The organism is Stenotrophomonas sp. STEN018 (genome assembly GCF_056760235.1).
This window is the reverse complement of record NZ_JBRREK010000012.1, coordinates 82,662-96,183: the sequence shown is the minus strand read 5'-3', so window position 1 is coordinate 96,183 and position 13,522 is coordinate 82,662. Positions and strand designations below refer to the sequence as shown.

Below are 13,522 nucleotides of genomic sequence, written 5' to 3'. Positions count from 1 at the left end.
CCCTACCCACACACCACTCCCCCCCCACCCCCCCCCCCACCCTTATCTCTCCCCCCCTCCGCCCCCCCCCCCGCTCCTACAAAGGCTGCAGCGCCGCTCGCCCCGGTCTCCCCGGCTCTGGCTCGATTCCCCAAGCCACATACCAATCCTCACCCTGCAACTCAGCCGGATGCTGCGTGCGCCCTGAGCCATTGCCACAGGCCAACGCATCGGTAGCGCAATACTTGTCACAGCCCCAGCAGATCCGCTCGGGGTGTTTGGGGTTCAACGGAAAAGGTTTGGCCACAGCGACACCCTCCACGCTTGGACAGCCACCATGCGCCACACGAACAACCGCCGCACTGACCAAAATCAAGCAAGCCCATGTAGTGCCGAGCCATGCTCGGCATTGCTTTCATACCCGGTCCGCCCGGCAGGAATAGCAGCCATAGCGCGCAAAGTGCAGATGCACATAGGCCACGCCGGTATCATCAAATGCCTGCTGCAACCACTCGGCAACGTTAAGCCCATCGCAGACTTCGGCAAATGTGATCCGATCCTCCGCGTTATAGGCTCGCAACGACATCAAGCGACGCTGCACTTGCAGCGGCACCTCGTCGACCATCAGCTCCGCGCGCGCCACACCACGACGGACGAAGACAGGCCCACCGGCCCGATACGGCGAATCAGCCGACTGATGCCGGTACGGCAGCAGCAACAATTCGTCACCTATCTCGGCATCAGCAAGGCTTACGCGGCACGGAAAGCCCGACGTCGCCATCGCAGTGACGCGCTCCATTTTCCGTGCAGCAAGCTCCGCGTCATCAAGGAGAAACAGTTCGACGAAAGGTTCCGGGTTCAGACCGCGCAGCAGAAAGGAAGCCATGGAGATTCCGAATTAGCATGGCCCTGCAGCGTGGCCCCGCCTGCGAACAGATGCTCGCCAGCATCGGACATGGCATTGAACTCAGGTCAATCGCCAAGCGCAACCAAGCACACATCCGCTCACTCTCAACGCCGGCCCGGCAGGTGGAGCTTCTCGAGGTCCCGCCACCTGCCAAGAATGGCCGCGCGCCTTGCGAAATCGCGCTCGCCCGACAGCGCGGCAAAAGTATCGATGTAGCCGTCGCGTAGCATGACAAATGGCTCGGACGCTATCGCGTCGGCGATCCAACCGCGCTCCTCGACATTTGGCTCGAGCAGGTACTCTTCAATTTCCACGAGATAGCGCTCGTCGTGTCGATTACTTGGGTGCCAAACGCCCGGCGCCTCCAACATCCTTCCGACCAGCTGCGGCAGAAGAAAAATGTTGCTGAGCATGGCCGCAAGCAATCGCAGCTGAGCCTTCTCCATTTCTCCGCTGCGGTATGCTGCCAGTGCCGCGTACAGGTAGAACACTGGCTCACCCGCATCATCGGGGAATTCGCGATAGAACCAGTCAAAAGCATCACTCGCCTTTTTCAGCTCACCTGCGAGAAGAAAATAGACGCCGATGCGGTAGCGCCTGCCTGCGCCATCATTGACACAGCCGTAGGTTGATCGCTCTTTCTCCAGCTCGCGCGCAGCACGCGTAGCGCGATCTCGAAGTTTCTTCCTATCAACAGGTAGCACAAGCGTTTACCAAAAGTTCTGAACGCAAGGGTAGCAATCGTGCAGGCCCGAAACTTCGGGGCCAGCACTGACAAGTGCTCGCAGAGGATAGGCTCACCTCCGATCAGCAGGCTCGCGCCGTCTCAGCAGGTCAGACAGAAGAACGAGGGCGGATTCGCTTCTGAACCGACCGCATTCTGGCCACGCGCCTCCTATTCCGCTCGCACCAACGCAAGCCAGCGATAGACGAGGTATGCAATCACCGCTACCACCGGTAACAAGCTGATCCATAACGGCAGATTGGCGGCAAAGAACAGCACTGCAAAGCAGGTGAATGCCAGGAACGACAGCACCATGGCCCATACATTGAATACCGCTATATCAGCAGCATCTTTTCCCAGAGAGTTTTCCCGCCGATTCCTGCCTGAGCGCTGCCTGCGCAACACCCATATATCGGTAACGAAATCCACAATCCCCTCAATCAACCCGCCGAGCAAGCCAGACATGGTGGAACCTTGGTTGCCATGATGAATAGGTGGATAGTCACAGCGGGCCAGTGGGCCGTCAAGCCAAACGTTTGACTTGCGCCGATCCAATCTCCCCTGGCCAGCCTCAGCCAATGGGCGGACAGGCTACCGACAAATCACGCCCGCGATGTGATGCAGGAATCAGCGCGGTGTCACGCCGTTCTTCGACCATTCTCACTGCGGATGCGGGTGCGGCAGCTCCTGGGCAAGCCCGATCAAAATCCCTTCGACACCACGGATGTAGCAGAGCCGATAGGTATCCTGGTAGTTGACCACTTCATCAACCACCGTCGCGCCCAGCCTACCAAGCCGAGCAAGTGTTTCTTCAAGGTTCTCCACCGTGAACATGACACGCAGATAGCCCAGGGAATTCACCGGGGATGTACGGTGATCAGACGCAATGGCGGGTGCGTCGAAGTGCGATAGTTCAAGCCGGCTGTGGCCATCGGGAGTGCGCATCATCGCAATCTCCACACACTAATCACGCACACCAGCAACACGGCCCGCCCACTCGCCTTCGATCGTCATGCGGCCTTCAAGGCTGAGGCCGAGTTCGCTGAAGAACTCAATGGCGGCATCCAGGTTCTCTACAACGATGCCGATGTTGTCCATACGCTTGACCGTCATACAGGCTCCTCGGTGCCCGTCACCAGGGTAGAAACCGGCTGATCAGCTTCCGTCGACACGATGGGATGACAGCAGGGTAGCCGTAAACGACCTGCACATGCCTGACCAACTGCCGGACTACCGCTGTGTGCGCATCGGCCTTCCTGTCCACATCGCCCGAGCCGCTGAAGCGTACCGATGCCCTACCCCGCCCAAGCCACACGAGCAGCCGCCAGGGTCGACGATGGCATCGGCAGTAACCGCGCCCTTGGGTTTGGCACTCATTTAAAGAATCAGCTGCAAAGCGTCCTTGGCGCGCAGGTGCAAGGTAGCCAGCTGGCGGTCAAATCGAAGTGAGCAGCTTGAAAGACCAGTACAGGCCAATCATCACTTGAGTGATGAACGCGACGAACCGCAGCGTCGCTGCTGCCGAAGAAGATGACGCCAGATGGATCAGCGACTGCACGAAGCGCGCCGCCACCAGAACGTAGGCCAGCGGATCAGTAATGTGCTCACGCCCGCTGACAATTGCTATCAGCAGCAAACCACCCAAAACCGGAATGTTCTCGATGCAGTTCGCATGAGCACGCGCCAGGCGTTGCATGAACGGAGAAAGATTCATGTTGTCCGGCCTGAACTCATTCGCCGGAACAGTCCCTTGAAAGGCGAGCTTCGACCTGATGACTTCCATGAGCGCCATAAGCAGCAGCGCCCATACGACAAACAAGGTCAGCGCGATCAGACTTGGCGAAGCCATTGCTATCACTCCGTGAAAGTAGGGATCCTTGCGAAAGCATCAGCCGGACACCCGTTTCGTCTCCGAGCCCAGCGCTGCATTCTGGCGCGTTGCCAACACATTAGTAAACCGCCTGCATTCAACACGAAACTGTCATTACTGAACCCGCATCGACGTTGAGCCAGACGAATGGTCGCAACGCCGGGAAGCGAACCCATATCGCAGCCAGCGGTCAGCTTCTATCCCTGATCGTCCCCCTCAGGTCGTCATCAAGGAAAAGCACATATTTTCTCACGCGAAGATCGTGAGCAAAGAAGTAGCGCACTCCACGTTCGGGCGCTTGAAAGCTGCCTTTTGACAAGGTGCTGCAGCGTCATTTGTAGGAGCGGCGTAAGCCGCGAAGCAACAACACCATCAGCGCAACCAGCTGCAAAACACTCACCGCAACCCGCTTCCCGCCTTATACCGCGCCCCTACCTACTGACAACACCCCAACCAAACGCTAAGTTGCACGCTGGAACAGGGGATTCGCATGGGACGCAGAACAAAACAATCCGCAATCGGCGCATTGGCAACCATGCCCTGGCCAGTAGGCATCCTTGCCGGGATCATCGGCTTCATCCTGGTGCGCTACGGCATCCAATGGTTCCTGTCCCATCAAGGCGGCATGCTGGCGAATGGCTTTGCCCAACAATCCAGCCCTGTATTCGCGCCGCTGGCATGGATGCTGCTCGTCATCTGCTGGATCGCCGCCCTGGCCTCCTACCTCAATGCCCGCAAACGCCGCCGCTTCCTGGACACGCGCACCACGCTGGACAGCCTCGCCGCTGGTGGCTGGCGGAAATTCGAGCAACTGGTAGGCGAGGCATTCCGGCGCGAGGGCTACGCCGTCGAGGAGACGGGGTTGGGTGGTCCCGATGGCGGCATTGACTTGATCCTGCGCAAGGATGGCCGCCGCACACTGGTCCAATGCAAGCAATGGAAACGCCAGCAAGTGGGTGTCAGCGTGGTGCGCGAGATGGCCGGGCTTCTTGCCCACCATCAAGCGCAGGCAGTGAAGATCGTCTGCATCGGCAGCTATACCTCCGATGCGGAAGCCTTCGCCCAGGGCAAGCCCATTGACCTGATCAGCGGCGAGCTGCTGCTGGAGATGATCCGGGCAGCACAGCGTATAGATTCTCCGTTACAGCAGCCTCATCGGCGGATCGAACCGACATCCGCGCCGTCAGCCGACTCGACTCCGCAGATACAGGCATGCCCGCGATGTGGAAGTGCACTGGTGCAACGGACCAATAGACGTACAGGCGAGAGTTTCTTTGGATGCAGCCAGTTTCCTAGGTGCAAAGGTAGCGGCTAGGTGTGCCCGATCTCGCCCATCCTTCAACCAAGGCTCGGCGCCGACTGATCCAATGCCCACAACCAGAACGTGTCACCCCAATCGCTGCTGGAGATGGTTGGAAACACCTCATCTTGTTTGAAGTAGCGACGCACGCCTTGTGCAGGGCTGTACCACCAGCCGCTCATTGGCACCGACTTTCCAGCAGGCATCCGATTGGATTGAACGGACGCACTGCCCCCGCCGGCGTAAGTCCCGTCAATATCTTCGTACTCACCTTCGATCAACTCCACGAAGTACCAATCGCTCGGCCGCTCATCAAAAGCTTCCCTTGCCAGGTACGTGGCCACGTACATCATCTCGTTCGGCTGCACGTTGGACCAACCGAAATCAGCGACGTGGCGGTTTGCCTCCAGAATCTTCCAAAGCCCCTCATTGTCATTCCACAATCCGTTGCGGCCAACTCGCTGCAGCATATGGCGCCCAAACTCGCTGAATGTACGTGCCGGACCAAGCTCTCCATATCCACCGGTCCATGCAAACTGCAACGCTGCGTATGGATCGTCCTTGCAAACGTATATTCCAGTGCGAGGTGGCACTTCACCGCTACGTGCAACAACATCTGTTCGAACACGGAAACGGGGAATCCTGCTCATGTCAACCTGCCCATATCCCCACGCAATTGAAAAACTGAAATCATCCGCGGTAGCCGGTCGCCTCGTGAAGAGGCTGATCATTCCGGCATAGCGAAAAACCAGTTCAATTTCGTCCCTGAAAATTTGCTCCTGCTTTGGCGTTGCCCACAACATGGAATGGCCATACTCATCAAGCATGCGGGAGCACTGATTCTCTCCGCCTGCACTGTAGAACTCGCTCGCACGCATCGCGATCATCTTCGCCGTTGTACCGCGAAAATCCTGCAGTGCCGGATAGGCAAGCGTCGAAAAATGCGCCGCCGTATCTGTCGAATCCCAGTTACCTACAGCCAACCCTACCGCATCCGCAGGCAGCCGTTCTTCCAACATCATGTCAACCTTGCGAAGAAGGTCGTCAATCCTGGACAGGAGCTCCTGAATGTACTCATTGGACGTAAAGTGCCTGATCAACGTAGCCTGGCGCTTGTGCCACGGATTGAGCTCAATGTACCTGTTGTGCATGCCTCAACCTCCCGTTCTTTGACCGGGAAGATTGGGTAATCCCAACTTGCTCCCCACAATCTGTGTATCGAAATCTGTGCTTCCCCAACCGGTATCGTAAGGACCGGTGATACGGGAACTGTTTATCTTCTCCCTGACTCCGATGCACTTGGCCTGCGCGGCAGCCGGTAGACCGCTCCAAACGGGATAGGTCATAGACCTATTGGGTGACAGAGCACCCGTACTCTGATCAATATCGTAATAGCCCATATCGTCTCCGTTGGTTTTCAAGGGCATATTGTCGGCGCCCCGCAATATTCTCCCATCCGCCGCATAGGCAACGCTCGCGTCGAACTTAATCTGCTCCATTCCACCTTCGAGATGATACCCAGGCAAGCCCGGGCTGGTAGTACCCGGCAATTTCACCTGCGCTGATGCTGGCCCGCGATACACGTTAAGTGACTCACCAGCCTTCAACTCATAGATAACAAACTGGCTGTCCGGGTTCCAATCGGGCCAAACCGCAAGCTCCTTCCGCCAGGTAGCCTTGGGATCAGAGGATTTCATCAGAGTGTTGAATACTTCTTCGCTGAACCAGTCAGAGCCGGCCGCCGTATTTGATGGCGAAATAACGCGATATAGCTTCATAGGACCGGTCAACTTGACTCGGGCCATGCCTTTCGCAAAACTCTCGATCTGCGCGTCGCTCATAGCGGGATAGTCCTCTTTCTTAGCAAATTCCTTTACCAAGTCGCGCTCATTATTGGCGCGCAAAGGCTCATTCTTGGTGGGCGTCCCCTTGCTCAACCAAGGCGGCGGTGGATTGGCCCTGCGCATCAAGGCTATGGAGTGTACTTCCGGCAATGCACCACGGAAGTGCACGTTTCCCGAATTCATGATCGCGCGACGCTGAAGAAGATCCTCGAACTCAAGGCGACGAATGATGCTATCGAAGATTTCATACACCGGCTTGAGTGCTTCATCAGCGCGCCCAGTTATCATCCCCCGAACCCCAACAACCATGTCGACAATCGCCTTGGGACCGGTACCGATGAATGGTATATCCGCAACCCACTTGAGCAGATTTCGCATAAGCGCAATACCGCGGTCAAAGGCCGCAATTATCCTGGCGGGACTGATCATGTTACGGACAGCACGAACCTGCACAGCCAACTCATGAAACACCCGATCCCAGCGCAGATGACGCCAGTAGCGGGCCACTTCCCTGCGTCGCAGGAACATGACAACTACGCCTATCGCTGCATCCACGGCCTGCACCACGTGATTCATGCCGAAGCGGCGAACGTAAAGGAAGAATATCTTCAACACGCCCTTGACCACCGAGCCCAACGACGGGAAAAGTCCTATCAAAGTGAGCACCAACCCCACCCATGCGCATGAATTGCTGCTGTCCTTGTTGATCTCCTTGCAGTTGGCGATGATGTCGCGGACATCGCAAACTTGATCCACTCCAGGGATTATTGAAATTGCTGCATCGAAGGCCACTTGCCCGGTACTGCGCTGCTGATTGAAGTCACCCTGCAGGGCTTCCCACAACCAGACAAAGACATTTTTACTTCCGTCGACGAGGTTGTCGTACTGATCAGTAACGAATGCCAAGGCTTCACGCAGTTGCAGCAGCGTGACCGGTTCTGCCTGATTGGGCTGATTCTCACGGCGTACATCAGTCATGGTTCTTGCGTTCCATCGAATCAGCAATCAGCTCCAGATCCGGCGAGGGCATCTCTGCATCTGGCTTTTCTGGGTGATAGATCACCTCCTTCACGTCCCGATAGGGAATTGGCTCGTGATGCGCCCGTCCCTCATCGTCCAGCTCACCCTTGATGATCGAGCCACCCTTGAAGTGGATTTCGTACGCTGTCCCGGCCATGGCCTGAAGAGTGTCCATGTCTCGGTAGTCCAGCGCGATCCAATCGGGCACCGAGGCGCCGCCTGAAGGCAATGGCGGCAGGAATGGTTCAAAATTCGTGCCTGCCAAGAAGCGATGATCCCCGGCCTTGACCGTGAACTCCCCCGGGCAACTGAAAGTGATGTCTCCACCTTCCAAGGTGATCGCACTGCTACCGGCCTGCAGCACCACCTTGTTCTGCGCGAGCACATCGATGCGGCTGTCGGTAGCCGTGATGGTGATTGCCTGATCGGCCAGCAGTTCAAGCTCGCCGTCGTGCGCCTGCAGGCTTACCGGGCCGTTGGCGGCGATCACACGTACCGGGCCACTTTGTGCGAACAGCGAAACCTGTCCGCCGGAGACGGTGGCGATGGTTTCACCGCTGCTGGTATGCAAGTCTTGTTGCACGGTGAGTTGCAGGTTTTGGCCCGCATAGGCAATGGCGCTAGCTGGCGTGGTCCATGCAATGTGATTGGGCGCTTCGGCCAACAGCATTGGCTTGGCGAAGCGCTCGACGGGTTCGTCCCCGGGGTTGCGGCCATCGCTGGGTTTGAATTCTGACTGCCCGTTGACCTCGCCTTCGAAGCGGCCATCGGCACGCGGGTCCGCCAGCTCGCGCAATAGACCGGTGCTCTGCCATGCCGATAGCCCGGGCACTTGCTGTTGCTGCAGCGTCTGCTGCATCTGCTCCATGCTGCGCTCGGCGCCTTTGAGCTGGGCGATGACTTCGGCATTATCCATGACGGTAGACGCCGCGCTTTGCTGAGTGCTAGCTGACAGCAGCAGGCCTTCGCCGGCATGCACGTTGCTCCAGCCCTGCGTTGCCAGTTCAAAGCCTTCGCCGCGCAGTGCGCCGCGTGCTTTGTTCTGGTGCTGGATCAGATAGCCCAGCTCCAAGCGGCTGTCGGCCAAGGAACTGTGCAAGCGCGTGCGCAGCTGACCGGGCGTGTCATCGATTACCCACTGCTGGGTGCCGCTGCCGTCATGCGCTTCGGTGTGCAGGCCGCTGAGCACGCCGGGGTGCTGTGCCTGCGCATCGACTCCGCCGCCAAAGGGCGGTGCGACTTCGCCGTTGTACAGCTGCCCGGTGATGCGTGGTTGGTCGATATCACCGTGAAGGAATTCCACCAGCACTTCGGCACCGATGCGCGGCAGGAATGTTGTTCCCCAGTTTGGTCCGGCCACCCATTCAACGACCGGCACCCAACTGCCGCTGGTCTGGTCATTGGGCGCGTGCCCGGGCTGGCTGCTGCCGGTATCGGTCATGCCGCCGGGGTTTGGCGCTCGGCCACGCTGCCAGTTGAACTGGATGCGCACCTGATGTTCACGATTGGGGCTGAGCGCGGCATCGGCCACGCCAACTACGCGGGCGGTCTGTGGGCCATGCAGACTGGGCCTATCCTGCGGTAGCGCACGCACCGGAACCGCAGCATCGGTTGTCAGAAACTGGTTGCGATAGCTGCCCCGCTCCAACTCGCTATGACCCAGCAACTCGGCGATGCCGCTGTCAAGGTTGTTGACTGCGACGTGCTGCACCACCAGCACTTGGAATGCCTGTGCTTCGTGTTGCGGGTGCTGGACAAGGGTGAAGCAGGCGCCTGCGCTCAGCCGACGCTCACTACCACTACCGCTGTACAGCACTTGCGATACCCGCAACGCATCCAGACGCGCTTGCGCCTCGTTCTGTGCCCAGCTCGACTCAGCAAAGCGGCCAGCACGCGGCTGCACGTAGACCTCAAGCGCGGGCAGTTCACCAGCCGCTGCGCTTGCCTGCGCGGAACCGACTTTGATCTGCTCGCCATGCCAACTGCCAACCGTGCTGGCGTTCGCCACCAGCTGCTGGCGCTCGGAGAATGTGGCGATACCGTCGGTGGACTCGGTGGCGGCATTGCGATGGAAGCGAACCGCGCCGATATCCGGCAGCTGTGCCTGTGGGTCAAACACCACCAACGTATGCGCGCCCTCGCCGCCTTGTTCCTGCTCGATGCGCCATGCCAGCCCGACTTCGGCAAGCAAGCGCGTGACGAACTCCCAGTCGGTCTCACGGTACTGGGTGATTATCGGCCGTTGCGGCAGCGCGGCTTCCACGTCGAAACGATAAGTCGCCTGCGCGTAGTCGGCAAAGATGCGCTCGCAGACGCTGCGTACATCCATGTCCTGGAAGATCACCGCATTGCGGCGCAAGCGTAGCAAGGCCGTCCACGGTTCAAGCACCAGTTGGTAGCGGGCCAAACCGCCATCGCTACCCAACTCTGCGACTTCAGTACACAAGCCATGCCATTGCCGCAGCGAGCCATCGGCTACGCGCAACTGCAGGGTCAGTGGCTGTTCCAGCCAGGCATCGATGTCGAGAAAGGCATCGGTGGAAAGGCAATCAATCTGCAGGCGGTGTTCGCCACAGACGCTCTCTTGTCCTTCGAACCGTTCCACCACCAGGCCGTCATGCGGACCTTGCAGTTGGATCAAGCGATTGTGGTGCGACAAGCTCGCAAGCGAGGCGAGCATTGCCGAGCGTCGGATATCCATATCGACAGACTCTTGATCAGGGCGAGATGCGCACGATTTACCTCATCGCGAGCGCGGCCCGATTAAGCCATAGCACTGAAGTGATTTGACCCTGAAGTGATACTTTTGAGACGTTTCCCGTGAAATCTGTCAGTACTGCTGACCTGAAGTCCGTCATTGCAGATGATGGCGATGGCGGCTCGGCCACGCGATGAAAGGATCCAAGTGAGATAGCTCAGCTTTCACGAATACAGCAAGGAGCAAGCAGCAAGCACGCTCCCTCGCCTGTCGCCCTGCTCAGATCGAGCTTGAGTCGATATCATCGGTGGCCTCGAACTTTCCGCTCTCCTCGTTCCACAGGAAATAAACCTCAAGCCCGAGGTAGTCAAAGTCTGTTTGGAGCTGTGCGAATGGATGTTCCAGGCAGCGCGCAAACAAACTAAGCCGATGATCGCTCGCTTTTTGGCGAACGCTACTCGCCGAAAGACCGTAGCGCTGTTCGGAAATGTAGTAATCACCGGTCATTCTCGCCTTCTCAGGAAATGGCGTGTCGGCAGAAACCTCATCGAGGTAGCGCTGGATAAGACGATGAGCCGCTTTTTGGATATCACTCATCTGAGTCTGGGCGGCTTGATAGACCCGCCCTTCAAACTCGGTATCGATATCGATTGCGAACGGGCGTGCCCAGCTGGGCACATCGATTTTTGTCATGAGAAGTTTGGTCATAACGTTACCGAGCGGATCAAAGGAGAAGAAGCGAAGCCGATACCACCATTGTCACACCCTGATCATTCCAGGACAGTGCTTTACTGCAGCCGTGTACAGTATCGAACTCGCCATGGGTGCACCTGCACAAAGGGTCTCGACATGAAGTCACTCCTTCCTTTTCTACTCCTGGCGTCAAGTGCACTCGCATATGACCTTGCTCTAGCCGATGAGATCACCGCATGCAGTTGGCCTCTGAACATGCCCTCTGCAAGCCTGCTGCTGGTAGGTTAAGTTCATGGCACCAACGAGGCACCAGCATTGATTGGCGACTTGGCATGCGCCAGCGCAAAGTCAGCAAACCCAGTGGTAGTGGCACTGGAGGTTCCGACAGAAGAGCAGGCAAGGCTCGATCACTTCCTGATGAGCGAGGGCTCCGATGCAGATCAGGTGGCTCTTCTAGCCAGTCGATTCTGGACACGCCAGCCTCAGGACGGACGATCCAGCGCGGCCATGCTGAGACTGCTGCACCGGCTACGAACACTGCGTGCGGAAGGTGCACGAATCAGCGTGCTGGCCGTCGATGACGGCATGGCAGGATCGAGGGACGCCGGCATGGCCATGCGCATAAGAACAGCCCACAGCGGGGGAGCTGCAGTGATTGCCCTGCTTGGCAACGTCCATGCCAGTCATGAAAAGGGCAGACAGTCGGTACCCGACTACGAGCCGGCCGGACACCTGCTGACTGACCTGAATCCACACAGTGTCTACGTGCGCGGACCTGCTGGCACAGCTTGGGTATGTGTGCCGGAATGCGGTGTCACGCCGATCCCAAGTAATCGGTTCGTTGGCGACAAAAAAGGTTACCTGCCGGCAGTTGGAAAGATACCCGGCTATGACGGCCTCTATGCGCCAACGAGCAGCACGGCGTCACCTCCAGCTGTCAACTGAAGGCTCGGCTTCAGCCTCCTCACGACGTCAGGCTGTGGCCTTGCTGGTGGAGCACTTGGTTCCGCTTTCAAACAATTCGACTCTGGATTGACCCGGGTTTCGTGCTCCGGCCGGCAGGACACCATCAAGGCTGCGAGCGCAACCACGCTGCCGCTGCTGCAACTGCATCTTGTTCGCGGGGCACGGGATTTTCGGGCTGTATACCTTGCAGATACGCAACTCCCGTACGGTCGAGAAATACCGCTGTAGTCAATGCAAGAGCACCGCCGTCAGGAAGCGCAAACGGCTGGTTGGCCGTCGAGAGTCCCGCCGTCGGCTGCCCGAAGAAGCTGGTGCCAGGGCGGCCTTGGAACGCAACCGCCACCGCCTCGCCTGAGCTTGCCGTCCTGGGACCCAGAAGCACGGCGACGCGGCTGTGGGAAAGATCGACGTCGCACGCCTTGGAAGGCTCGGCGCGCCACGCCGTTGCCACGCCATTGCGGTCCCGGAATGCACCAAGATCGGAGTCACCCAACAATGGCCTCAGCCCCTTGATCATCGGCCACATATTGCCCCCGGTGTTATCGCGAAGGTCGATGATCCAGCCTTTGCTTGCAGTCTTCGCCAAGCCTGCGATGTGCTCACAAAGTTGGGCGCTGAAGATATTCCCGGCCTTGGAATCAGAGCCGCGCAAGCCCGGCACCAAGAGATAGCCAATGTCCTGCATGGGCCTAGCTTCTACGGCCTGCGTCGCGACTGCACCTGCGCGATAGGTCGAAACGGCACTGGGCGCCTGCACGGAGCTATGCTGGTCTCCAAGCGCAGTCAAAACCGTCTGGATCTTGCTGTACGCCTCCTGTGCAGGAAGCTTCTTCAAGTCAGGGATAAGAAGTGACTTCCGCTCGGCATCCCAGTCCACGCGATCTGCGTTCAGCGCGTTCGCACGGATGATGGATATGGCGTTATCGAGCATGTCATAGGCGGATACGCTGCTCTGGGCTGCACTCTCGGCTTTAAGCGTAAGGTGCTCCACATCTACACGCCCAGCACTGCCAAGCGTCACCCCAAGCTTGAGACTGGTCGCCCCAGACGGAATGTAGAGCCGGGCCTCTTTGGGCTGGGAACCCTCATTGAGGCGCACAGGTTGGTCACCCGTGCTTGCGAAGGCCAACGGCTCTTCGGGGCCGTCCGCGCGGACCCAGAGCGCAGCGTTGCCGGTGCCGCTTTTGACCACAAGCGTGCCGGTGAGAACTACTTCCCGTCCCTGAAAGGCCGCTGCGTCAATCGTGGTAATGGCGCCGACGAACTGTTTTTCCCCTGTCGACTCGGCGGACAAGGCAACTGCCGCGCCACCGGCTTTCAAAATATCGCCTGAGCCGCTGACCAGCGACTGGGTACTGGTGCCCCGCCAAGCCGTATCCGCCTGGGCACAGCCGCTGAAGAACGCAACAGAAAGCAAAAAGGCCAAGCGATGCATAGTCAACTGCCTTGTTCGACTTGAAGCGCAATCCTAGTTCAGAGGCCGCGCATTCACCACAAGACCCGCAAGCAGGTCATGGACGC

Annotated in this window: 14 protein-coding genes; 2 read left to right on the top strand and 12 right to left on the bottom strand. The window is 58.5% G+C overall.

Features of this window, described 5'->3' with window-relative positions; genetic code table 11:
- Positions 1 to 76: 76 nt before the first annotated feature.
- The 7 genes from ACVOMB_RS07015 to ACVOMB_RS06985 form a co-directional block, all read right to left on the bottom strand.
- Entirely contained in the window at positions 77 to 286 is a 210-nt protein-coding gene (locus tag ACVOMB_RS07015; RefSeq protein WP_481530528.1) for a DUF3079 domain-containing protein, read from the bottom strand.
- A 108-nt stretch (positions 287 to 394) separates the two neighbouring features.
- Positions 395 to 865, bottom strand: a complete 471-nt coding sequence (locus ACVOMB_RS07010) for a DUF1203 domain-containing protein (RefSeq protein ID WP_481530527.1) — start codon at positions 863 to 865, stop codon at positions 395 to 397.
- A gap of 125 nt (positions 866 to 990) precedes the next feature.
- Positions 991 to 1,590, bottom strand: coding sequence for a tetratricopeptide repeat protein (locus ACVOMB_RS07005; protein ID WP_481530526.1), 600 nt, complete (start codon positions 1,588 to 1,590; stop codon positions 991 to 993).
- Positions 1,591 to 1,781: 191 nt separating this feature from the next.
- The gene (locus tag ACVOMB_RS07000) at positions 1,782 to 2,075 is read right to left on the bottom strand and encodes a hypothetical protein (protein WP_481530525.1); all 294 of its coding nucleotides are present in this window, start codon (positions 2,073 to 2,075) and stop codon (positions 1,782 to 1,784) included.
- A gap of 195 nt (positions 2,076 to 2,270) precedes the next feature.
- Positions 2,271 to 2,558, bottom strand: coding sequence for a VOC family protein (locus ACVOMB_RS06995; RefSeq protein WP_481530524.1), 288 nt, complete (start codon positions 2,556 to 2,558; stop codon positions 2,271 to 2,273).
- A 15-nt stretch (positions 2,559 to 2,573) separates the two neighbouring features.
- Entirely contained in the window at positions 2,574 to 2,723 is a 150-nt protein-coding gene (locus tag ACVOMB_RS06990) for a hypothetical protein (RefSeq protein ID WP_481530523.1), read from the bottom strand.
- A 322-nt stretch (positions 2,724 to 3,045) separates the two neighbouring features.
- Positions 3,046 to 3,459 carry an MAPEG family protein gene (locus ACVOMB_RS06985; RefSeq protein WP_481530522.1) on the bottom strand — a complete coding sequence of 138 codons (414 nt, stop codon included), beginning with the start codon at positions 3,457 to 3,459 and terminating at the stop codon, positions 3,046 to 3,048.
- A 511-nt stretch (positions 3,460 to 3,970) separates the two neighbouring features.
- On the opposite strand from ACVOMB_RS06985, the gene ACVOMB_RS06980 reads away from it, so the two are divergent.
- Positions 3,971 to 4,795 (top strand): restriction endonuclease, encoded by an 825-nt coding sequence (locus ACVOMB_RS06980; RefSeq protein WP_481530521.1) that lies wholly within the window; start codon positions 3,971 to 3,973, stop codon positions 4,793 to 4,795.
- A 23-nt stretch (positions 4,796 to 4,818) separates the two neighbouring features.
- Here the strand turns inward: ACVOMB_RS06980 and ACVOMB_RS06975 are convergent, their stop codons facing one another.
- The 4 genes from ACVOMB_RS06975 to ACVOMB_RS06960 form a co-directional block, all read right to left on the bottom strand.
- Positions 4,819 to 5,931: a hypothetical protein gene (locus ACVOMB_RS06975; protein WP_481530520.1), complete on the bottom strand. Its 1,113-nt coding sequence runs from the start codon at positions 5,929 to 5,931 to the stop codon at positions 4,819 to 4,821.
- Positions 5,932 to 5,934: 3 nt separating this feature from the next.
- The gene (locus tag ACVOMB_RS06970) at positions 5,935 to 7,602 is read right to left on the bottom strand and encodes a hypothetical protein (protein ID WP_481530519.1); all 1,668 of its coding nucleotides are present in this window, start codon (positions 7,600 to 7,602) and stop codon (positions 5,935 to 5,937) included.
- Positions 7,595 to 10,345 carry a type VI secretion system Vgr family protein gene (locus ACVOMB_RS06965; protein ID WP_481530518.1) on the bottom strand — a complete coding sequence of 917 codons (2,751 nt, stop codon included), beginning with the start codon at positions 10,343 to 10,345 and terminating at the stop codon, positions 7,595 to 7,597. Before ACVOMB_RS06965 ends, ACVOMB_RS06970 begins: the two co-directional genes overlap by 8 nt.
- 276 nt (positions 10,346 to 10,621) lie before the next feature.
- Positions 10,622 to 11,050, bottom strand: coding sequence for a hypothetical protein (locus tag ACVOMB_RS06960; RefSeq protein WP_481530517.1), 429 nt, complete (start codon positions 11,048 to 11,050; stop codon positions 10,622 to 10,624).
- A gap of 351 nt (positions 11,051 to 11,401) precedes the next feature.
- On the opposite strand from ACVOMB_RS06960, the gene ACVOMB_RS06955 reads away from it, so the two are divergent.
- A complete protein-coding gene (locus ACVOMB_RS06955) occupies positions 11,402 to 11,980 on the top strand; it encodes a hypothetical protein (RefSeq protein ID WP_481530516.1) in 579 nt (192 codons plus the stop codon).
- A 124-nt stretch (positions 11,981 to 12,104) separates the two neighbouring features.
- On the opposite strand, the gene ACVOMB_RS06950 is transcribed toward ACVOMB_RS06955, so the two are convergent.
- Positions 12,105 to 13,436 carry a S41 family peptidase gene (locus ACVOMB_RS06950; protein ID WP_481530515.1) on the bottom strand — a complete coding sequence of 444 codons (1,332 nt, stop codon included), beginning with the start codon at positions 13,434 to 13,436 and terminating at the stop codon, positions 12,105 to 12,107.
- Positions 13,437 to 13,522: the final 86 nt, after the last annotated feature.